The 20,462-nt window shown below is 71.7% G+C and carries 17 protein-coding genes; 6 read left to right on the top strand and 11 right to left on the bottom strand.

The window, feature by feature from the left end; all coding sequences use genetic code 11:
* Positions 1–63: 63 nt before the first annotated feature.
* A complete protein-coding gene (locus tag BM041_RS20930; protein ID WP_092961841.1) occupies positions 64–447 on the top strand; it encodes a RidA family protein in 384 nt (127 codons plus the stop codon).
* On the opposite strand, the gene BM041_RS20935 is transcribed toward BM041_RS20930, so the two are convergent.
* Positions 441–1,895 carry an N-acyl-D-amino-acid deacylase family protein gene (locus BM041_RS20935; RefSeq protein WP_092961842.1) on the bottom strand — a complete coding sequence of 485 codons (1,455 nt, stop codon included), beginning with the start codon at positions 1,893–1,895 and terminating at the stop codon, positions 441–443. The genes BM041_RS20930 and BM041_RS20935 overlap by 7 nt on opposite strands.
* Positions 1,896–1,998: 103 nt before the next feature.
* On the opposite strand from BM041_RS20935, the gene BM041_RS20940 reads away from it, so the two are divergent.
* Positions 1,999–4,065, top strand: coding sequence for a hydantoinase/oxoprolinase family protein (locus BM041_RS20940; protein WP_217648788.1), 2,067 nt, complete (start codon positions 1,999–2,001; stop codon positions 4,063–4,065).
* A 2-nt stretch (positions 4,066–4,067) separates the two neighbouring features.
* On the opposite strand, the gene BM041_RS20945 is transcribed toward BM041_RS20940, so the two are convergent.
* Both BM041_RS20945 and BM041_RS20950 read right to left on the bottom strand, forming a co-directional pair.
* Entirely contained in the window at positions 4,068–5,888 is a 1,821-nt protein-coding gene (locus BM041_RS20945; protein ID WP_092961843.1) for a hydantoinase B/oxoprolinase family protein, read from the bottom strand.
* A gap of 80 nt (positions 5,889–5,968) precedes the next feature.
* The gene (locus tag BM041_RS20950) at positions 5,969–6,211 is read right to left on the bottom strand and encodes a hypothetical protein (protein ID WP_092961844.1); all 243 of its coding nucleotides are present in this window, start codon (positions 6,209–6,211) and stop codon (positions 5,969–5,971) included.
* Positions 6,212–6,443: 232 nt separating this feature from the next.
* Between BM041_RS20950 and BM041_RS20955 the strand changes: the two genes are divergently transcribed.
* Positions 6,444–7,700: a hypothetical protein gene (locus BM041_RS20955; protein WP_092961845.1), complete on the top strand. Its 1,257-nt coding sequence runs from the start codon at positions 6,444–6,446 to the stop codon at positions 7,698–7,700.
* Positions 7,697–8,809 (top strand): histidinol-phosphate transaminase, encoded by a 1,113-nt coding sequence (hisC, locus tag BM041_RS20960; protein WP_092961846.1) that lies wholly within the window; start codon positions 7,697–7,699, stop codon positions 8,807–8,809. The genes BM041_RS20955 and hisC overlap by 4 nt, the downstream gene beginning before the upstream one ends.
* A gap of 22 nt (positions 8,810–8,831) precedes the next feature.
* Here hisC and BM041_RS20965 read toward each other — a convergent pair whose 3' ends face one another.
* The 5 genes from BM041_RS20965 to BM041_RS20985 all read right to left on the bottom strand — a co-directional run bounded on the left by BM041_RS20965 (position 8,832) and on the right by BM041_RS20985 (position 14,039).
* On the bottom strand, positions 8,832–9,383 hold the full coding sequence (locus BM041_RS20965) for a biotin transporter BioY (RefSeq protein WP_092961847.1): 552 nt from the start codon (positions 9,381–9,383) through the stop codon (positions 8,832–8,834).
* Between the two features lie 100 nt (positions 9,384–9,483).
* Entirely contained in the window at positions 9,484–10,683 is a 1,200-nt protein-coding gene (locus BM041_RS20970; RefSeq protein WP_092961848.1) for an MFS transporter, read from the bottom strand.
* Between the two features lie 169 nt (positions 10,684–10,852).
* Positions 10,853–12,010: a 2-methylaconitate cis-trans isomerase PrpF family protein gene (locus BM041_RS20975; protein ID WP_092961849.1), complete on the bottom strand. Its 1,158-nt coding sequence runs from the start codon at positions 12,008–12,010 to the stop codon at positions 10,853–10,855.
* A gap of 53 nt (positions 12,011–12,063) precedes the next feature.
* Positions 12,064–13,026 (bottom strand): tripartite tricarboxylate transporter substrate binding protein, encoded by a 963-nt coding sequence (locus BM041_RS20980; protein ID WP_092961850.1) that lies wholly within the window; start codon positions 13,024–13,026, stop codon positions 12,064–12,066.
* 17 nt (positions 13,027–13,043) lie between these two features.
* Positions 13,044–14,039, bottom strand: a complete 996-nt coding sequence (locus tag BM041_RS20985; protein WP_092961851.1) for a Bug family tripartite tricarboxylate transporter substrate binding protein — start codon at positions 14,037–14,039, stop codon at positions 13,044–13,046.
* Between the two features lie 228 nt (positions 14,040–14,267).
* Here BM041_RS20985 and BM041_RS20990 point away from each other — a divergent pair, with 228 nt between their 5' ends.
* Positions 14,268–15,392 carry a C45 family autoproteolytic acyltransferase/hydolase gene (locus tag BM041_RS20990; RefSeq protein WP_092961852.1) on the top strand — a complete coding sequence of 375 codons (1,125 nt, stop codon included), beginning with the start codon at positions 14,268–14,270 and terminating at the stop codon, positions 15,390–15,392.
* 6 nt (positions 15,393–15,398) lie between these two features.
* Here BM041_RS20990 and BM041_RS20995 read toward each other — a convergent pair whose 3' ends face one another.
* Genes BM041_RS20995 through BM041_RS21005 form a run of 3 tightly spaced genes read right to left on the bottom strand, consistent with a single transcriptional unit; the run spans position 15,399 to position 18,837 of the window.
* Positions 15,399–16,718 carry an aminotransferase class III-fold pyridoxal phosphate-dependent enzyme gene (locus BM041_RS20995; protein WP_092961853.1) on the bottom strand — a complete coding sequence of 440 codons (1,320 nt, stop codon included), beginning with the start codon at positions 16,716–16,718 and terminating at the stop codon, positions 15,399–15,401.
* A complete protein-coding gene (locus BM041_RS21000; protein ID WP_092961854.1) occupies positions 16,715–17,986 on the bottom strand; it encodes an NAD(P)/FAD-dependent oxidoreductase in 1,272 nt (423 codons plus the stop codon). Before BM041_RS21000 ends, BM041_RS20995 begins: the two co-directional genes overlap by 4 nt.
* Entirely contained in the window at positions 17,983–18,837 is an 855-nt protein-coding gene (locus BM041_RS21005; RefSeq protein ID WP_092961855.1) for a GntR family transcriptional regulator, read from the bottom strand. The genes BM041_RS21000 and BM041_RS21005 overlap by 4 nt, the downstream gene beginning before the upstream one ends.
* Positions 18,838–18,914: 77 nt before the next feature.
* On the opposite strand from BM041_RS21005, the gene BM041_RS21010 reads away from it, so the two are divergent.
* Positions 18,915–20,462, top strand: coding sequence for an ABC transporter substrate-binding protein (locus tag BM041_RS21010; protein WP_092961856.1), 1,548 nt, complete (start codon positions 18,915–18,917; stop codon positions 20,460–20,462).

Below are 20,462 nucleotides of genomic sequence, written 5' to 3' on the forward strand. Positions count from 1 at the left end.
GGCTGTTGCGCCCGCATGGTGGAACCGTCATCCATGCCCCCGCAAGATCAGGGGAAACCTCCGATGCCGGAAATCACGCGCTTCATGCCGCCCAAGGGTGGCAGGGCGTACCCGCCCTTCGCCCAATCCGTCCGCCATGGGCCAACGCTCTACGTCTCCGGCATCGGCCCCATGGGCCCGGATGGGGTGCCGGAGGGGTTCGAGGCGCAGTTCGCCCTGGTGATGCAGCACCTGCATCGCGCGCTGAAGGAAGGCGGCAGCGACATGCAGAACATCCTGAAGGCCAATGTCCTGCTCACGCGGGTGGAAGATGTGGCCCTGATGAACCGCCTCTATGCCGAGGCCTTCCCAGCCGACCATCTGCCCGCCCGCACTACCTGTGTGGTCGCCGCGCTGCCGGTGCCGGAATTCCTGCTGGAGATCGAGTGCATCGCCGCGGTCTACTGAACCTGCCGATGCAATAGCCGCCCCGCCGGCGTGTCACTCGCGCCGGCGGCGTGGGTATAGACGGATTGGCCGTTCACCCAGGTCTCGATGATGCCGTCGGCGACCTGGCGCGGGGCCACGAAACTCGCGCGGTCCAGCACCGTGTCGGCATCGAACAGCACCAGGTCGGCGAAAGCGCCCTCCCGGATCGTGCCGCGATCCGGGATGCCGAAGATGGTGGCGGTGCGGCCCGTCATCTTGTGGACCGCGGTTTCGAGGCTGAACAGGCCGAGTTCCCGGCAATAGCGCCCCAGCACCCGGGGGAAGGTGCCCCAGAGGCGGGGATGCGGATGTTCCGCCAGCGGCCCGCCATCGCTGCCGATCATGGACAGGCGATGCGCCATGATCCGGCGCACATCCGCCTCCGCCATGTTGTGGAAGACGCCGCCGCCAGGCGCGAGGCGAAGCGCCGCTTCCTCCAGCGTCACGCCCCATTCCCGCGCGATGTCGTCCAGCGCGCGGCCCGCCATCTCCGGATGGGGCAAGGACGTCGTGACCTGCACCGGCACGTCGGCGCGCGGCTTTCGCGCGCTGAGGGAGGTGGAGGAGGCGGTGTAGGGATAGACGTCGAAGGCCACGGGGTAGTCAGCCGCGTGGTGTTCGATCAGCGGCAGCGTCTCGGCCGATCTGCCATGGTTCTCCGGCTGCGCGCATTTGTGGTGGCTGATGATGACCGGCGCGCCGACGGCCTTCCCGATCCGCAGCGTCTCCTCGATGCTGTCCAGCACGCCATCGCCCTCGTCCCGCATATGCGTGACATAGAGGCCGCGCTGCTCGCGAAGCGCCTCCGCCACCGCGATCACCTCCTGCTCCGGCGCGTGCCTGCTCGGCGGATAGAACAGCCCGGTGGAGAAGCCGGCCGCGCCTTCCGCCAGCGATTGCGCCAGCTTGCGGCGCATCCGCTCGGCTTCCCTGTCCGTCGCGGCGCGGCCGGTGTCACCGCCCATGGCCGCCACGCGCAGCGACATGTGCCCGATCAGCGCCAGGGTGTTCACCGATGATGGCTGCCGGCGCAGATGCTCCGCATAGGCGCCGAAACTGTCGAAGATCCACCATTCCGGCGCGCAGACGCCGTCCAGCGGTGCGGGTGGGCGCTCGGCCATCGGTTCCGGCGCCAGGCTGATCCCGCAATTGCCCACCACCACCGTGGTGACGCCCTGCGACACGCGGCAGAGCATGCAGGCGGGCCCGCAGAGCACCGCCTGGTCGTCATGCGTATGGGCATCGATGAAACCGGGGGCGAGGATGCGGCCTTCCGCCATCACGTCACGATCCGCGCCCATCCCCGACAGGTCGCCCACCGCCACGATCCGGTCGCCCTTCACGCCGACATCGCCGCGCCGGCGCGGGCCGCCCGTGCCATCGACCAGCGTGGCATCGCGGATGATCAGGTCGCAGCGCAGCGTCATGGCGTCGTTCTCCCTGCCCGCAGGTTTGACGCGCCTTCGTGCCGATGCCTAGCATCCCTTGAGCACACGCACGCTTTGCCGTGCTGGCATGGATGGAATGCGGATGATGGATGGGACGGACGATCGCGGCACGCTCTCGGTCGCGGTCGATGCGGGCGGCACCTTCACCGACATCGTGCTGGTGGATCGCGCCAGCGGGCAGCGCTGGCAGGCCAAGGTCTCCTCCACCCCCGATGACCGGTCCCGCGCCTTCGCGGAGGGCATCGCGCAGGTGCTCTCCATCGCGGGCCGCAGCCCGGCGGAGGTCAGCCACGTGCTGCACGGCACGACGGTCGCGACCAACGTGATCCTGGAACAGAAGGGCGCGAAGGCCGGGCTGCTGACCACGGCGGGGCTGCGCCATGTGCTGGAGATCGGCCGCCACGACATCCCGCGCCACGCGAACCTCTATGCCTGGCAGAAGCCGCGCCGCCCCATCCCGCCGGAACATGTGCGGGAGGCCCGCGAACGCCTGGCCGCCGGCGGTGCCGTGGTGGAAGCGCTGGTGGAACAGGATGTGCGCGACGCCGCCGCGGAGTTCCGGCGCCTGGGCGTGGAGGTCGTCGCCGTCTGCTTCCTGCATTCCTACGCCGACCCCACGCATGAACGCCGCGCGGGTGCGATCCTGGCTGAGGAACTCCCCGGCATCCCCATCACGCTGTCCTCCGAAGTGCTGCCGGTGTTCCGGGAGTACGAACGCAGCATGGCGACCGCGCTCAACGCTTATGTGATGCCCGCCGTCGCCACCTATGTCCGCCGGATCGAGGATCGCCTGAAGGCAGGCGGCATTGCCGCGCCGCTGCTGCTGATGAAATCCTCGGGCGGCGTGATCCGGGGCGAGGGTGCCGCGAGGCAGCCGGTGCAGACCGCGCTCTCCGGCCCCGCGGCCGGCGTCGTCGGCGCCCGCGCGCTCGGGCTGCGCGCCGGGCATCCGAAGCTGATCACGCTGGATGTCGGCGGGACCTCCGCCGATATCAGCCTCATCGATGGCGAACCGCGCCTGACCAGCGAGGGCAAGGTCGGCGACTGGCCGCTGAGCCTGCCGATGATCGACATCCACACGATCGGTGCTGGCGGAGGATCGATCGCCCGTGTCTCGCCGGAGGGCGCGCTGCTGGTAGGCCCGGCGAGTGCCGGCGCGATGCCCGGCCCCGTCGCCTATGGCCGCGGCGGCGTGGAACCGACGCTGACCGATGCCAACCTGGTGCTCGGCCGCCTGCCGCCATCCCTACTGGATGGTGCCATCACGCTGGATGTGGACGCCGCCGCGCGCGCGATCGAGACGCGCATCGCGAAGCCGCTGGGCATGGACCTCCACGCCGCCGCGCGCGGCATCATCGCGGTGGCGGACAACGCCATGGCGGGCGCGATCCGCGTGGTGTCGGTGCAGCGCGGCCATGATCCCGTGGATTTCGCGCTGCTGCCCTTCGGCGGCGCGGGTCCGCTGCAGGCCGGCGCCATCGCGCGGCTGCTTGGCATGCGGCGCATCCTGGTGCCCGCCAGCCCCGGCGTGCTCTCCGCCGAGGGGCTTCTCGCCGCGCCGCTCCGCAACGAGTTTTCGCGCACCGTGATGATGCGCGCGCCCATCGCGGACCCGGCGCCGCTCGCCGCCGCCTTCGGCGCGCTGGATGCGGAGGCCGCCGCCTGGCTGGAAGCGGAAGCCGTGCCGGCTTCGGCGCGGGAAATCCGCTGGCGCGCGGGCATGCGCTACATGCACCAGGGCTTCGAGCTTTATGTGGACTGGCCCGGCCGCGCGGCGGATGATTCCGGGCTCGATGAGGCGATCAACCGCTTCCATGCGGAGCATGAGCGCCTCTACACCTTCGCGCAGCGCGACACGCCGGTGGAGATCGTGACGCTGGAGGTCGCCGCACTCGGCACGCTGCCCGGCCCGGCGGCGGAAGCCGCGCCCGCGGCCGGACCTGGTGCGCCCTCCACCCACCTGCCCGTGCATCTGGAAACCGGCCTGGCCCGCGTGCCGGTGTGGCGCCGCGATGCGCTGGGCGCGGGCGCCACGGTGCTGGGGCCGGCGATCATCGTGCAGATGGATGCGACGACCTACCTGCATCCCGGCGACAGCGCGGTGATGGACGCCTTCGGGAACCTCGTGGTCGAGGTTCCCGCGGGGTAGCGTCAGCTCGCCATCGCGTCCCACCAGGCATCAGCGTCACGATAGACGCCGCCGCGGTGGAACATCCCCTCCGCCGCCGGACGATCGGCGCGGAGGGCGGCCGTCGCCTCCTCATCCACCTCCCGGTCCGGCGTGTCGCGCAGCACCACGCCGTAATCCGCGCGCGCGGCATCCGCCGTCACGAAGCCGCCCAGCACATCCTGCCGCACGCGCCAGGCTTCGCGGTCGAAGGGGTGGCCCCAGCCGCCGCCGCCGGTGCTTTCCATGCGCACCACTTCGCCGCGCTGCACCGGAATCCCCTGTGCCAGCCTGGCGACTTCGCGTTCATCGGCGCGGCCGGGATTGATGATGAAGCGCCCGGGCCGCCCGGCCTGGCCGCCCTTCACGCCCCAGGGCGGGTTCTCCACATTGTCCATGCGGGTGTTGAGCGTCGCGCCATCCACCAGGATCTCCATCTCCCGGATCATCCCGCATCCCCCGCGCCAGCGCCCCGGCCCGCCACTGTCGGGGCGGATGGCGTAGGTGCGGATGCGCACCGGCATATCGGTCTCGAGGAATTCGATCGGGTAGTTCTGCTGCGCGACGTAGTAGATGACATCGAGCCCATCGGCGAAGGGTCGCGCCCCCTGCCCCGTGCCATGCCCGCCCGATTTGTAGAACAGCGACCCGTCGGAGGGCTGGCGCCCCGTCAGCGTGTAGATGGTGTAGATCGAGCTCGCAGCGGGGCTGTTGCCATCGGTCGCCTGCGCCAGCAGGCCGAGGCAGCCCGATATCACGCGCGCCAGCGTGTTGGACCGCTGGCCGAGCGGCGCGGGGAAGGCCGGCTGCACGATGGTGCCGGATTTGACTAGCACCTCATCGATCGTGCGCAGCAGCCCGTCATTCATCATGACGTCGGGCTCGTTGGCGAGGAGATACAGACCGAACACCGTATTGGGCACGGTCGGGTTCATCAGGAAGTTGATGGGCCCCTTCGCCTGCGCGTCGGAGTCGCGCGTATCCAGCGTGAAGCCGTCCTCCCGCGCCGTCAGCCCGAAGCGGACGGTGAAGGGGCCGCCGCCCTTGCCGTCGCCATCCACGCGATCGGCGAATTTCCAGTTGCCGCCGGCGGGAAAGACCTCCGAGAGGCGGCGGCGGAACAGCCGCGCGGATTGCTCCCGCATCGCCGCGATGGCGCCGAGCAGCACGCCGGTGCCGAAGCGCGAGAACAGTTCGGCCAGCCGCTTCTCGCCGAGCCGCACGGCGGCCGTCAGCGCGCGTGTATCGCCGCGGGCGTGCTGCGGGAAGCGGGAATTGCGGACGAAGACCTCGAACAGGTCGGTGTTCAGCACGCCTTCGCGGTACAGCCTGACGGGCGGCACCATGATGCCTTCCTGGAAGACGCTTTCCGTGCCGGGCGTGTTGGACCCCGGCCAGGCGCCGCCGATATCCCGGAAATGCGCCCAGGATTGCGCGAAGGCCACCAATTCGCCGCCGACGAAGACCGGCGTGGCGAAGACCTGGTCCGACGTATGCGATACGCCGCCCTTCGAGATGTAGCAGTCATTGTACCAGAAGATGTCGCCGGGCCTGATATCCTCGGCCGGGAAGCGGTCCAGGATCGGGCGCATCACGTCGCCGAACAGCGGCAGCTTGGTGCCCGTCACCAGGCTGCCATCGGCGCCGTAGAAGCCGATGAAGTAGTCCTGCTTCTCCCGGATCACGGGCGACATGGCGGTGCGTTCGAGAAGCGCCTCGCATTCCGCCTGGGCGGATCGCAGCGCGCCCTTGATGATCTCGACCGTTACCGCATCGGGCGCCGCCAGCGCCACCGAACCGTCCATCACCGTCTCCGCGCCGTCGCGGAGAACGCTAGCGGTCGCTCAGGGGTGGCGCAACGCGGCGCTCGGCATCACAGCGATCTTCAGCTTCTATAGCCGCGTGCCGGCGGCGGGCGCTTCGGACCCATCACCGCGTCGATCTCCGCCTTGGCGCGGTTCAGCATTTCGCCCAGCGTCTCTCCGGGATGCTCGCGCACCATCTCCCGCGTCTGGCCGCGATTGGCCGGCGGATGGATCAGCACGGTGAAGCCCGCCTTGCCGCGGTCGAACACCTCCATGCGGTGCAGGCGGTATTCGCGGGTCTGGACGACGAGGAGTTCGGGCATCGAGGCAACCTAAGGTCTTGGGTCAGAGGTATGACCCATTCGTGCTGCATCGCAACACACGAATTGCAACACCCTTGACCAGCGGCCGCGCGGCACAACCGCACGCTGTGGCGTCACAACCCCGGGGTGCCTGCCGCCCGCGGGGATTTGTTGTAGCCTCGCCCGCGCCGCCATCCCGTGAGGATACCCGCATGAACCAGCGCCCCCTGTTCCTGCCCCGCGGGATGCGGCCGTGACGCTCGACCCGCGCGCGCAACTGCCGCCAGGACCGCGCCATGCCGGCATCGGCGCCGGTTTCGTCCGGGACTGCGCCATCGCGGGCGGGGCGGAGGAACGGCTGGCCAACCGCCTGGCCCTGATCGCGGAGGAGGTGCTGGGCGCCGCGCCCGCCAATGCCGGTCTGGTCGGCCTGGCGCTGGCGGACCGCCGGCACAGCATGCGGCTCTCCGTCGATTTCACCGCCTCCGACCTCGACCTCGCGGGGCTCGACCAGTCACGCCGCGGCGATATCGAGGAGGGGGAGGAAATCGGCCTCTATCTGGCCGCGCGACTCGCGGACCGGCTGACGACGGAACCGCTGGACCGTGGCGGGCTCCGCCTGTCCTTCGATGTCGGCCGCGCCTATCCCGCGATGACGCCGGATGCGGCGCCGGCGGGGCTCGGCCCGATCAGCGGCCCGGCCGCGGACCCGGATGACGCGACGCTGGCGCTGCTGGTGCAATGGGCGGAGGCCGCGGAGCTCGGCGGCCCGGCCTTCCGCACCGCACCCCGCGTGCTGGACCAGCGGGCGCAGGGGGACCTTTTCGCCCGCGTCGCGCTGGATGCAAGGCGGCGGCCCGTGGGCGGGCTGTTCTGGCACCCCTTCGGCCGCCGGCTGATGGAACTGGCCGGCCCTGCCCTGCTGCTGCCGGAAGGCGAGGCTCGCGCGGCGGTGGCGGGGGCGTTGCTGGATGCGGCGCTGGCCGGGCTGGTGCGGAAGAAGATCCAGGGCCTGGTGGTGCTGGAACCCTCCCCCGACATGCCCCGCGCGGGGTTCGAGACGGTGGGCCACCTGCCAAGTGCGGATGGCGCCACCTGGCCCGTCCTGTTCCGGGCGCTGGAGGAAGATCCGGGCGGCATTTCCTGGGTGCCCGCCGTGCTGAAGGATTGGGTGACGGCCACCACCCGCCGCCTGGCCCTCGGCCGGGACATCGAGGAGCCGGCCCGCCCCAAGCGCGCCACCGGCGCCGCCATGGCCGCCGAGACGGATCGCGCCCGCGGCCGTGTCACGCTGCGGTCCCTGATCGCGGCCGGCGATGCGGCGGAGGTCGCGGCCGGCAACGTCGCGCTGTTCCGCGACCAGGGCTTCTCCGAGATCCGCGCGCTGCTCGACCTCGGCAAGCCGGACCAGGCCGCCTTCGCGGAGGGGCTGGTGCAGGCGGGGCTGGCGCCCGCCGCGCTGATCCCCGATGCCGCCGGCGACCTTCTGCTGCTGGCCGCCGCGGAATGAAGGACTTCGCGCTGGATCGTCTGGTCCCGGCGCATGTCCGGGCCTTCGAGGCCTATGTGCCGAGCCCGCCGGATGACGTGCTCTGCCGGCGCTTCGGCGTGCCGCAGCTGCACCGGCTGAACAACAACGAGAACCCGCTCGGCCCGCCCGAAGCCGCGCGCGCGATGATGGCGGCCTGGAAGCCCGAACACGCCGCGCTCTATCCGCAGGGGGATGGCTGGCACCTCCGCCGCGCGCTCGGCCGGCAGTTCGACATCGACCCGGAGCAGCTGATCCTGGGCAATGGCGCGAACGAGGTCATCGCCTTCGTCATCAAGGCCTTCTGCGAGCCCGGCGACAACATCGTCACGGCCGACCGCACCTTCGCCGTCTATGAATGGCTGGCGAGCTTTTCCGGCGTCGAGCCGAAGCTGGTGCCGCTGCGCGACTACGCCTTCGACGCGGCGGCGATGCTGGAGGCGATCGACGACCGCACGCGCGTGGTCTTCGTCTGCAATCCCAACAACCCCACCGGCACCTGGTGGACGCATGACGAACTGGACGCCTTCATGGACGCGGTGGATGGCCGCGCCATCGTGGTGGCGGACGAAGCCTATGCCGAATTCGCCGAAGACCCCGCCTTCCCCGACAGCTTCGCGCTGATGCAGCGCCACCCCAACCTCATCGTCTTCCGCACCTTTTCCAAGATGTGGGGCCTGGCGGGCTTGCGCATCGGCTGGATGGCGGCGAGCCCCGATGTCGCCGCGACGGTGAAGAAGACCTCCATCAGCTACAGCGTGAACCTGCTGGCGATGGAGGCCGCGCGCGCGGCGGTGTGGGACGAGGCGCATGTGGCGGCGACGCGCGCCCATATGCGCGAAGCCCGCGCCGGCGTCGCGGAACTGGCCGCGCGGCTTGGCCTGACCATGATCGGCGATGTGGGGAATTTCTGCATGCTGCGCCTGCCGGTCAGCGACACGGTGGCGCATCGGCGGCTGATGGGGCGCGGCGTCATGGCGCGGGCGATGACCAGCTTCCGCTATCCCGGCTGGCTGCGCGTCAGCCTCGGCCCCGCCGCCGCCATGGCGGCCTTCGCGACGGCGCTGGAGGAGGTGCTGGCGGAGGGCTGAGGCGCCCCCCGCCAGACCTGGATCAGCCGCGCCGCTGGAACAGCGCGGAAGCGGCGATGACGATGCCGACCTTCGTCGCCTCGCCCAGCAGGAAGGGCAGGACGCCGATGGCCAGCAGCTTGTCCGCCGGCACGAAGAAGGCCAGCCAGGCGACGCCGAGGCCGTAGATCGCGACCACGCCTGCCAGCAGCGCCAGGCAGCGGCCCGCCAGCCCGCGCCCTTCCGCCAGCGTGCCGGTGAGCCAGGAGGCCACCAGGAAGCCCGCGAGGTAACCGCCCGTCGGCCCCGCCATGTAGAGCAGGCCGACGCCCCGTTCCGGCGATCCCGCGAAGACCGGCAGCCCGGTGGCGCCGGCCATCAGATAGGCCGCCATGATGGCGGTGGCCAGGCGCGGCCCGGCGAGGATGGCGAAGCCCAGCACCGCCATGGTCTGCAACGTCATCGGCACGGGCCAGAAGGGGATCTGCGTCTTGGCGGCCAGCGTCATGAGGGCGACGCCGACCAGCAGCACGATGCCCTGGTGCAGAAGCCGCTGCGGCGCCGGCACGGTCTGGGCGGGGTGGAGGATGGACATGGTGATTTCCCGTTTTGTCGAAAGCAGGCACGCCACGCCTGATTGGCCGATCCGGGCCGCCCCGCGCAAGCGGGCTGAACCCCACTGTGCAAGCGCCCGTTCAGCGCGGCAGCCGCAGCAGCATCGGCACGGCCGGCGCCAGCAGCACTGCCGCCAGCACGAAGGCGGCGGGGTAGCCGGCCCAGTTCACCACCAACCCGGCCAGCAGCGGGCCGAACAGGTAGCCCACCTGCAGGGTCAGCATCATCAAATTGATGTTGGCCCCACGCTGCGCCGGCGGCGAATGGCGGTGCATCAGCGCGTTCAGCAGCGGCAGGCAGGCGCCGAACCCGATGCCCAGCAGCAGCGCCACCGGCACCAGCACCCAGGCGCCCATCGCCGTGCCCCCGATCGGCAGCGCCAGCAGCACCAGCGCCAGCGTCACCACCGCGGCGCCGAAGGCGGAGGCGCGCCGCTGGTCCAGCCGGTCGAACAGCTTCCCGGCCGACAGGCGCAGCACCATGATGGTGCCGGTCTGGAGCGCGAAGAACAGGCCGACCAGCGCTTCCCCGCCCAGTTCCAGGGCACGCCCCTTGGCCATGCTGAACAGCACGGCATGGGCGATGAAGGCGGCGGTGTTGATGAGCAGCAGCGCCAGCACCGGCCCGCCGCGCCAGCCCGCCTTCCCGCCCGGCGCGCCCGCGACATCGGAAGACGGCGGCGCCACACGGCGTGCCAGCACCACGGCCAGCAGCAGCGCGGGCGCCTGCAGCAGCGCCATGGCCGCATACTGGTTGCCCGCATCGCCGCCGAAGGATGGCAGGGTCAGTTCCAGCAGCGGCGGCAGCAGGGCGAAGGGCAGCAGATCCGCCACCGAGAAGAGGCTGTAGGCCTCCCCGGCCCGCTGCGGCGGCACCAGGGCCACGAAGCGCGTGGTGATGCCGACCAGCGTCAGGACGAAGCCGAAGCCATGCAGCAGCCGCAGGCCCACGAAGGCGAGGAGGCCATCCGCCACCAGATAGAGCGGCAGGACCAGCAGCGTGACGGCGAAGCCCGCCACCGTGCACCATCCCGCGCTGGCCACGGAAACCCGCGCCGCGACGGAGGGCATCAGCACCAGCGCCACCAGCGTGAAGGCCGCGATGGTGCCCCCGGCCTGCGCCGCATCCAGCCCCTTGCCGCGCAGCCAGGGCTCCAGCCCGTAGAAGGCCGCCAGATTGGCGAAGCCCAGCAGGGCCAGCGCCAGCACCCCCGCGATATCGCCCCGCCAGAGCCGCGGCGGCGGATCGGCCGCGGGCCGCGTCGTGGTGCTGCCTTCCATGCCGCCGCCCCTCCCCCTACAGGCGAAGCGACGCTACCAGCAACAACCACGGCGCGACAGACGCCTGGCTGGCTGCGGAAGAACGGGCGGCTGAGGAGGGGCGAGCGGCCGACGCACCCTGCGCGGAAAGGCGCCGTCCAGCCGACCCGTCCCGTTCTTCCGAAGCCTGCTAGCCCCGGACCAGCACCGAACCCTCGAACAGCCGGCGCTGGGTACGGAACAGGGTCGCGTGCTCGCAATGGAAGCCGCCCTTCGCGCCCGCATCGCCCTGCACCGCGGCATCCACCACCGCGATGCCGGAGGCATGGCCGATGCGGATCGGCGCGCCGGGATCGGCCGGCCCCAGCAGCCGCACCGGCAGGCTGCCCGGGATGCGGCACGCCACCGCCAGGCACAGCGCGCCGGTCGCCGTCACCGCCCGGTGCGGCTGGCCCATGGAGATGATGCGGATGTGCAGATCGACCTCCGACGCGGAGAGAACGCGGCCACTGGCCAGCCTGGCCTCCACCGGCGCCCACAGCATCGCGATCCGCGGCAGGCTCGGCCGGGCGCGGGCGGCCTCGGCGTCCGTCGCGACGCCCATCGCCACGGCGGCGTGGCGGCGGATGGCGTCCAGCTTCTCCAGCAGCGCCCCCTCCCCATCCAGCGCCTGCGCCGTGTCCACGCCTTGCCGCCCCATCGCCGCCGCCGCGACGAAGACGCAGGGGCTGGCGGCATCGACCATCGTGGCCTCCACCGCCCCGACGCCCGGCACGTCCAGCCGGTCCAGCACGCGGCCGCTCGGCAGCAGCGCGCCGGTGCGGGCGCCGCCGGGGTCGAGGAAATCGAGCCGCACGGGCGCGCCGCTGCCGGCGACGCCATCCAGCACGAAATCGCCATCCACCATCGCCTCGCCGTCCCGCGCCTCGAACCGCGCGCGGATGATGCGGCCGGCATTGGTGTCGTGGATGCGGACCTCGACGGGGCCGTCCTTGGGCGCGTGCGGCAGCATGCCCTCGTCCAGCGCGAAGGGGCCGATGGCGGAGGACATGTTGCCGCAGCTGCCGCCGTAATCGACCAGCGCGTCCTTCACCGCCACCTGGCCGAAGGTGTAGTCCACATCCGCATCGGGGCGCGTCGGCGGGCCGACGATGCAGACCTTGCTGAGCGAGGAAACTCCGCCGCCCATGCCATCCAGCTGCCGCGCCTCCGGGTCCGGCGACCCGATGGCGGCGAGGAAGATCGGGTCCCATGCCGCGCGATCCGCCGGCAGATCCTGCCGGCGGAACATGATGGCGCGGGAGGTGCCGCCGCGCATGAACACCGCCCTGAACCGCCGCTGTGGCATGCCGCCCCTCCCCCCGATGGAGGAGTGGTTCTAGGGCGGCGCGGCGGTGCGCGTCACGCCTCGCACGCGCGCAGGCCCACCGCGCCGGCCACGGCGGCGAAGCGCGCGGCGGTGTCGCGCAGGATCGGGCCGAAGCGGTCCGGCCCATGGCCAGGCGTGTCGAAGCCCAGGGCGCCAAGCCGTTGCGCCACGCTGGCATCGCGCAGCGCGGCCAGCGACGCGGCGTGGAGCGCGGCCAGCACCGGGGCCGGCGTGGCGCGCGGCGCCAGCACGCCCATCCAGGTCTCGGCCTCGAAGCCCGGCGCCACGCTTTCGGCGAAGGTCGGCACATCGGGCAGCGCCGGGCTGCGATGAAGGCCGGATACGCCCAGCGCCACCAGGCGCCCGTCGCGGATCTGGTCGATGGCCGCGCCCAGCGTGACCACCCCGCCATCGATGGTGCCGCCCAGCAGGTCGATCAGCAGCGGCCCACCGCCGCGGTAGGAGATGTGCTCCGGCCGCCCGCCCAGCGCCTGCGCCAGCAATTCGCTGGCGAAATGCTGGGAGGAGCCGAGCCCCGGCACGCCGATATTGGTCGGCCGCCCCGCCCGCAGCCGCGCCGCATAGGCCGCCGCATCGGGAATGCCGGACCGCGGATGCGTCACCAGCGCCTGCGGCGCCGAAGCCCCCAGCAGCACGGGCGCGAGCCCCGGGATGAATGGCCCGCTGCCTGCCACGGGCAGCGCCTCGATCGCCGCCAGCGTGTCATTGGTGATGAGCAGGGTGTGCCCATCCGGGGCCGCGCGCAGCACCGCCTGGGTGCCGAGGCGCGACGAGGCGCCGCCGATATTCTCGATGACGACGCCCTGCCCGATCTGCGCCGCGAAGGCCGGCACGAAGGCGCGCGCGAAGGCATCCACCCCGCCCCCGGGCGGGAAGGGCACGATGGCGCGGATCGGGCGGGTGGAGCCCTGGGCGAGGGCGGGCAGCGGCAGCAGGGACGCGGCGGCGGCCAGCAGGGTGCGACGGGTGGTCATGGCGTTCTGTCCTGTGCTCAGACGGTTTCGGCGCGGATGCCGGCAGCCTCGATCGCCGCGGCGAAGCGGCGTTCGCTGTCGGTGATGGAGGCGAGGAATTCGGCGGGGGTGGAGGCGGTGACGATGAAGCCGAGCTCGCTCAGCCGCCGGTTCACCGCCGGGTCGAACAGCGCGGCGCGCCAGGCCTCGTGCCAGGCCTCGATGATCGGCGCGGGCGTGGCCGCGGGCAGCAGGATGCCCTGGGTGCTCGGAACGTCGAAGCCGGGGGCCACCGTCTCCGCCAGCGTCGGCACCTCCGGCATCGCCGGGTCGCGCGCGGCGGTGGAGACGGCGAGCGGCACCAGCCGCCCCGCCCGCACATGCGCCGTCACCGCCGGCAGGGTGATGATCATCGCATCGAGCTGCCCGGCCATCAGGTCCAGCGTGGCCGGGCCGCCGCCGCGATAGGGCACGTGCACCACCTCCACCCCGCCAAGCTGGCGGTTCAGCATCTCGCTGATCACATGGGCGATGCCGCCATGGCCGGGCACGCCGAGCGTCAGCGCGCCGCGCCGGCGCCGCGCCTCCGCGACGTAGTCCGCCACGCCGCGGATACCGCTGCCGGGATGCGTCACCAGCAGCTGCGACGCGCCAATGGTGAGCGTGACGGGCGCGAGGCGTGGTCGCAGCAGCCCCTGCTGGCGCCCGAACAGGATGTCACTCAGCACGAGGCCGTCGCCGGAGGCCACCAGCAGCGTGTGCCCATCCGGTGCCGCCCGGGCGACGATGGCGCCGGCGCCGCGGCCACTGGCCGTGCCGTTGTTCTCCACCACCACCGCCTGGCCGATGCGTTCCGACAGCACCGGCGCCGCGGCGCGGGCGTGGATGTCCTGCGTGCCGCCGGGCGCGGCGGAGACGATGAGCTTCACCGCCTGCGTCGGCCGCCAGCCAGGCGTGGCCAGCGCTGGCCGCGCCAGCAGCGGCGCGCAGCAGGCGAGCATCGCGGCGCGTCGGGTCAGGGCCTGTCGATGCATCGGAAATCTCCCTCATGAACCACGCGGCCATGCCGCCGCATGAGGAAATTCACTATTCAACACGATGAATCAATATCGAACACGTAGGAAAAAAGGAGATTCCACGCTTGCCCATCGCCGCGATGGCGCGATGCTCAGCCAGCGCCTTCCGACAGCCAGGGCCTTCCCCGCTTGCCGTGGGGACCAGGACGCGCAAGATGCCCGGTACTTCGTGCGCAGGAAGAACCCATGGACGCGACCGCCCCCTTTCCCCTCTACGAGTTATCTGGCGGGCCGGAGGCGCGGGGCGATTCCTATGGCCGCCAGGCGGCTGTCCGCATCCGGCGCAGCATCGGCCATTATCATGCGCAGCTCAGCGGCGGCGGGCTGGATGCCGCGCGCATCCACCGCCTGGCCCGCGCCTTCGTCAGCCGGGTGGAGGCCTTCGACCCCGCCTATGTCGCGGAGATGCGCGGCATCGCCCGCGGCGCCGATGTGGCGTTCGAGGATGTGATGCTGCTGAACTGCCGGACGGAGATCCTGCAACTCGCGAAGCGCGGACTGCCGGAGGCGGAGCCGGATGGCTGCACCGGCGCGATCGTGACGCCGCAGGCGACGGCCGATGGCACGCTGCTGCATGGCCAGAACTGGGACTGGAAGAGCGAATGCGCGGAAACCGGCGTGGTGCTGCGCATCCGGCGGGATGACGGGCCGGACATCCTGACCTTCGTGGAAGCGGGCGGCCTGTCCCGCGCCGGGCTGAATGCCGCCGGCATTGCCATCACCGCCAACTACCTGGAATCCGATCGCGACTACCGGACGGAAGGCGTCCCGCTTTCCCTGCTGCGGCGGAAGGTGCTGGAGCAGGAGCAGGTGGCGCTGGCGGTGCGCGCGATCTACGCCACGCCGAAATCGGCCTCCAACAACGTGATGCTCTCCCACGCCTCCGGCTGGGCGCTGGATATCGAATGCGCGCCGGATGAGAGTTTCCTGCTGCACCCCGTCGACGGAATGCTGGTGCATGCGAATCACTGGCAGTCGCCCATCGCGCTGTCCAAGCTGAAGGACACCGGCATCCAGACCACGCCGGACAGCGTCTATCGCGACCAGCGCGTGCTGGCGGCGCTGCGCGCGAAGGTAGGCGCGATCACGCTGGAGGATCTGCGCGCCGCCTTCTTCGACGATTGGCAATCGCCCTGGGCCGTCTGCCGCCCGCCGCGGATGAGCCTCGGCGGCAACCTCTCCGCCACCGTCGCGATGATCCTGATGAAGCCGGCGGAGGGGCATATGGAGATCGCGCCGCTGCCCGCGCTGAACCGCCGCTTCACGACCTACACGCTGAAGCCGCAGGGGCTGGCGAAGGCGGCGGAGTAGCCCGCGCTACGCGATGGCGCGCAGCGCCCGCGCCATCGCGTCCACGGTCTGCGCCACCTGCGCCGCCGTCACCACCAGCGGCGGGGACAGCACCATCGTGTCGCCGGCTGCGCGGACCAGCACGCCATCGGCGAAGCAGGCATCCGCCACCGCCGCCCCCCGCACGCCAGGCGCAGCGGGGCGCGGTTCCAGCTCCACCGCCGCCAGCAGGCCGCAATGGCGCACATCGATCACATGCGGGGCGCCCTGCAAGCCCAGCAGCGCCGCCGCGAAGGGCTTCGCGATGGCGGCGGAGGCCTCGAACATCCCCTCAAGCTGGTAGGCATCCAGCGCCGCCATCCCCGCCGCGCAGGCGAGCGGATGGGCGGAATAGGTGTAGCCATGCATGAGTTCCGGCGCGCCGGCTGGGCCTTGCATATAGGCGTCGAAGACCCGGCTGTTCACCAGCGTGGCACCCATCGGCACCGCGCCATTGGTCAGCCCCTTCGCCAGGGTCATGATATCCGGCCAGACGCCCAGCGCCTCCGCCGCCGTGCAGGCGCCGAGCCGCCCGAACCCCGTGATGACCTCATCGAAGATCAGCAGGATGCCGTGCTTGTCGCAGCGCGCGCGCAGCGCCTCCAGATAGCCAATCGGCGGCGGGTAGACGCCGCCCGATCCCGTCACCGGCTCCACGATGATGGCGGCGACCGTCGAGGGATCCTGGACGGCCAGGATGTCGTCCAGCCCCGCCAGCCAGTGGTCGCCCGCCGCAGGGCGGTCCCGCAGGAATCGCTGCGCGGGGTCATGCGGGAGCGGCATGTGGAAGACATCCGCCAGCAGCGGACCGAAATCCCGCTTGTGCCGCGCGATGCCGCCGACGCTGAGGCCGCCGAAGCCGACGCCGTGATAGGATTTCGCCCGCCCGATGAATTTCGTCCGCGCCGCATCGCCGCGGGCGCGGTGGTAGCCGCGCGCGATCTTCAGCGCGGTGTCCACGGCCTCCGACCCCGAATTGCTGAAGAAAGCCCGCGCCATGCCGGGCACCGCATCCAGCAGGCGCCGCGCGAAGGCGAAGGCGCCGGGATGCGACATGCGGAAGGAGGAGACGAAGTCGAGCCTCCCCGCGGCCTCCCGGATCGCCGCCGTGATGCGAGGATGGGCGTGCCCCGCATTCACGCACCAGAGCCCCGCCATCATGTCCAGCACGCGTCGGCCATCGGGGGTGATGTAGTGCATGCCCTCCGCGCGCTCGAAGATCATCGGCGCTTCGAGAAACCCGCGCATGGCGGTGAAGGGCAGCCAGACGCCGTCCTCCAGGGGTGGCGTGTTCGGCAGGTGGTTCATGCGGGCCTCGCGCGATCCAGCGCATCCCGCGCCCGGAAATACAGCGATCCGGCGGCGGCATAGACGCTGCGGAAGGGATGCAGCGGAATGGGGCGGAGCGGCGTGACGGGCGGCAGCGCCAGGTCTTCGGGGGCCGCACCCGCCATCAGATCGGCCAGGGCGGGGCCGGCGGCGGTGCACCAGGCGACCCCCTTGCCGTTGTCCTGCATGACGGCGAAGACGCCCTCCGCCAGGCGGAACAGCCGCGGCAGGCGATCCGGCGTGATGCCCACGCGCCCGCCCCACCAGAAGGCCGGCGGCTGGTCGGGCAGCGCGGGATAGAGGCGCGCCCGCATGCGTTCCGGCACGGTGAAGTCGCCGGGGCCGCGCGGCGCGCGCAGCCTGCCCTTGCCGCCGACCACCAGCCGCCCCGCCGCATCCCGCCGCCAGTAGCGCAGCACGCGGCGCGTATCGGAGACCACCTGCCCGCCCGGCAGCACGCCGGCGCCGGGCTGCGTCGCGGTCTGGAAGGACCAGACGGCCATGATGGTATGCGAAAGCCCCGGCCACAGCCTGCCCGGCGCCGCATTCGTCGCCAGCAGCACGCGCCGCGCCCGCAGCGCGCCCGTCGCCGTCTCCAGCCGCCACCCCGCGCCATCGGGGCGGATGGCGGTGACGCGCGATGGCGCATGCACCCGCGCCCCCGCCGCCATCGCCGCCCGCGCCAGGCCCCGCGCCAGGGACAGCGGCTGCACGCTGCCGCCCCGTTCGTCGATCCAGCCGCCGAGGTAGCCGGCCGCGCCGGTGATGGCGCGCACCTCCGCTGGCCCCAGCATCCGCACCGGCGCGCCCCATTCGGCCCAGGCGCGGCATCGCTGCCGGCATTCCTCCAGCGCCACGGGGTTGTCCGCCACCTGCAGCCAGCCCGCGCGCGTCGCGTCGCAGTCGATGCCGAGCCGGTCGATCAGCGCGAACAAGGCATCCGTGTCCAGGGCGCCCGCCTGATGCAGCCGCCGGCCGAGCGCATCACCGAAATCCTTCACGAGGTCCGGCACGAAGTGCTTCAGGCCCGGGATCACCTGGCCGCCATTGGCGCCCGATGCGCCGGCGCCGGGTGCCTCCGCCTCCAGCACCGTCACCGCCACGCCACGCTCGGCCAGGGCCAGCGCGGTGGACAGCCCCGTATAGCCGGCGCCGATGATCGCGACCTCCGCCTCAGCCGCGCCCTCCAGCGGCCGCAGGGACACGGCCGGCGTCGCGGTCTCCTGCCAGAGGGAGCGTTGCCTCATGGCCCCGCGCAGCGCAGATGGTCTTCCAGCAGAAGCGCGGCGCGCTCGTAGTCGCCAGCTTCCAGCGCATCCAGTACCGCAAGGTGCTCACGGCAGCTGTCATGCGCGCGGTTGTCGCCAAAGCGCCAATCCGCATTCACCAGCGCGCGCAGCCGGTTCTGCGCTTCCACCGCATCGATGAAGAAGCGGTTGCCGCTGCCCTGCGCCAGGCCGAGGTGGAAGGCGGCATTCATCTCGAACAGCCGCACCGCCTCCACATCCCGCCAGGGACGCGCCAGCACCGCCTCATGCGCCTCCCGCATCGCCCGGGCGAAGGCCGGGTCCAGCGCATAGCCGGGCTGGCGCAGCGCCGCCGGCTCCACCACCAGGCGGAAGCGCATGGCCTGCCGGCGCTCCTCCTCCCCCGCCAGCGTCGCCGCGAAATGCCAGCCCTGCGCCGGATTGCGCGCCACCACGCCCAGCGTCGCCAGCCGCGCCAAAGCGCGGGAGACAAGGCCGCGGGGCTGCGCGAATTCCCGCATCAAATCCGCTTCCCGCACCACCTCCGCCAGCCTGCCCTCCGCCCGCGCCCGGGCAATGGCGCTGACCAGCGCATCGATCGGATCGCGCGCCTCCATCGCCGGCAGGTCGCGCGCGGGATCGGCCAGCACCATCAGCCGGCCGCGCCGCTGCGTGATGCCGGCCTGTTCCAGCAGCCGCAGCGCGGCCCGGACCGGGGTGCGGGATACGGCCAGGCGGCTGGCGAGCACCGCCTCCGCCACCGGGCTGCCGGGCGGTGTGCCTTCCGCCAGCCAGAGCTGCCGGGCCGCGCGGGCCAGGTCGTGATGGAGGGGAGAGATCGGGGCTGTCATCGTCACGCTTGAACCTAACGCCGTTTTGGTATTTCGTGCAAATGAAGAACCGAAACCGGCTGGGAGAGGGTTGATCGATGAAGTTTCGCACCGCCCTGGCAGCGCTGGCCACTGCCTGCGCCCTGGCTTCCCCGGTTGCCGCGCAGGACCTGCTGCGCATCCGGCTGAACGCCGACATCCGCTCCACCGACCCCGGCGTGAACCGCGATGGCAATACGGACGGCATCCACTGGCACATCGTGGAAGGCCTGGTCGCACTCAGGGACGATGCCACGGTCGCGCCCATGCTGGCGGAGCGGGTCGATGTCTCGCCTGACGGCCTTACCTACACCTTCCCGCTGCGCGCCGGCATCCGCTTCCACAACGGCCAGCCCCTGACCGCCGGCGACGTCGCCTTCGCCATGCAGCGCTACATGCGGCGGGAGGTGAACTGGCGCTGCCGGGCGGACCTCGATTCGGCGGTGACGCGACTGGTCGCGGTGGAGACGCCGGATGACCGCACCGTGGCGATGCGGCTGGAGAAACCCTCGGCGCTGTTCCTGACCATCCTCGCGCGCCCGGATTGCGGCCAGGCCGGCATCTGGCACCGGGACAGTCTGAATGCCGATGGCAGCTGGCGCGCGCCCATCGGCACCGGGCCCTTCCGCCTGGGCGAATGGCGCCGCGGGCAGTTCGTGGAGCTGACGCGCTTCGCCGATTATGCGGCCCTGCCCGGGGAGCCCACGGGCCTCGTCGGCAACAAGGCGCCGCTGGTGGAGCGCGTGCGCTTCACCATCATCCCGGATGAGGCCGCCGCCCGCGCCGCGCTGCTGGCCGGCAATATCGACATCCTGCCCGACGCCCGGTCGCGGGACCTGCCGGAGCTGCGCGCGCGCCCCGGCTTCACCGTGCATTCCTCGCCGTCGATGGATCTGCAGGCCGTGCTGATGCAGACGCGCGATCCGCTGCTGCAGGATGTGCGGATGCGCCGCGCCATCGCGCTGGCGCTGGACGTGCCCGAACTGGTGCGCGCGGTCAGCGAGGGCGGGTCACGCCCCAGCCGATCTCCCATCCCGCCGGCTTCCGGCTTCAACACGCCGGCGATGCTGGACGTGCCGGCGCGGGATCTGGCGCAGGCGCGGCGGCTGGCGCAGGAAGCCGGCTATCGCGGCCAGAAGCTCCGCATCATCACCACCCGCCGGTGGGAGGCTTTCTACGAGATCGCCGTCGTGGTGCAGGACATGCTGAAGGAGGCGGGCATCGAGAGCGAGCTGGAAGTGCTGGAATGGGCAACCCAACTCGATCGCTACAGCCGCGGCGACTACCAGATGATGGCCTTCGGCTTCTCCGCGCGGCTCGATCCGTCCCTGTCCTATGAGATGTTCACCGGCCCCAAGGCGACGCAGCCCCGCAAGGCCTGGGACAATCCCGCCGTGCAGGCGCTGCTGGACCAGACCATGGCGGAGACCGACGCCAACCGCCGCCGCGCGACGTTTGAGGCGATGCATGCGCGGCTGCTGGAGGAGGTGCCGATCATCGCGCTCTATTCCTCCACCACCAACGGCGTTACGCCGCGCCATGTCCAGGGCTATCGTTCATGGGCCGTGGACGCACCGCGTGCCTGGGGCGTGCGGATTTCCCGCTGA

It is taken from the genome of Falsiroseomonas stagni DSM 19981 (assembly GCF_900114315.1).
Classification (GTDB): Bacteria; Pseudomonadota; Alphaproteobacteria; order Acetobacterales; family Acetobacteraceae; genus Falsiroseomonas; species Falsiroseomonas stagni.

Excerpts from the sequence above, each read along its gene's own strand:
- BM041_RS20930 (WP_092961841.1), top strand. The coding sequence starts at position 64 with ATGCCGGAAATCACGCGCTTCATGCCGCCCAAGGGTGGCAGGGCGTAC.
- BM041_RS20935 (WP_092961842.1), bottom strand. The coding sequence starts at position 1,895 with ATGACGCTGCGCTGCGACCTGATCATCCGCGATGCCACGCTGGTCGAT.
- BM041_RS20940 (WP_217648788.1), top strand. The coding sequence starts at position 1,999 with ATGATGGATGGGACGGACGATCGCGGCACGCTCTCGGTCGCGGTCGAT.
- BM041_RS20945 (WP_092961843.1), bottom strand. The coding sequence starts at position 5,888 with ATGGACGGTTCGGTGGCGCTGGCGGCGCCCGATGCGGTAACGGTCGAG.
- BM041_RS20950 (WP_092961844.1), bottom strand. The coding sequence starts at position 6,211 with ATGCCCGAACTCCTCGTCGTCCAGACCCGCGAATACCGCCTGCACCGC.
- hisC (WP_092961846.1), top strand. The coding sequence starts at position 7,697 with ATGAAGGACTTCGCGCTGGATCGTCTGGTCCCGGCGCATGTCCGGGCC.
- BM041_RS20965 (WP_092961847.1), bottom strand. The coding sequence starts at position 9,383 with ATGTCCATCCTCCACCCCGCCCAGACCGTGCCGGCGCCGCAGCGGCTT.
- BM041_RS20970 (WP_092961848.1), bottom strand. The coding sequence starts at position 10,683 with ATGGAAGGCAGCACCACGACGCGGCCCGCGGCCGATCCGCCGCCGCGG.
- BM041_RS20975 (WP_092961849.1), bottom strand. The coding sequence starts at position 12,010 with ATGCCACAGCGGCGGTTCAGGGCGGTGTTCATGCGCGGCGGCACCTCC.
- BM041_RS20980 (WP_092961850.1), bottom strand. The coding sequence starts at position 13,026 with ATGACCACCCGTCGCACCCTGCTGGCCGCCGCCGCGTCCCTGCTGCCG.
- BM041_RS20985 (WP_092961851.1), bottom strand. The coding sequence starts at position 14,039 with ATGCATCGACAGGCCCTGACCCGACGCGCCGCGATGCTCGCCTGCTGC.
- BM041_RS20990 (WP_092961852.1), top strand. The coding sequence starts at position 14,268 with ATGGACGCGACCGCCCCCTTTCCCCTCTACGAGTTATCTGGCGGGCCG.
- BM041_RS20995 (WP_092961853.1), bottom strand. The coding sequence starts at position 16,718 with ATGAACCACCTGCCGAACACGCCACCCCTGGAGGACGGCGTCTGGCTG.
- BM041_RS21000 (WP_092961854.1), bottom strand. The coding sequence starts at position 17,986 with ATGAGGCAACGCTCCCTCTGGCAGGAGACCGCGACGCCGGCCGTGTCC.
- BM041_RS21005 (WP_092961855.1), bottom strand. The coding sequence starts at position 18,837 with ATGACAGCCCCGATCTCTCCCCTCCATCACGACCTGGCCCGCGCGGCC.
- BM041_RS21010 (WP_092961856.1), top strand. The coding sequence starts at position 18,915 with ATGAAGTTTCGCACCGCCCTGGCAGCGCTGGCCACTGCCTGCGCCCTG.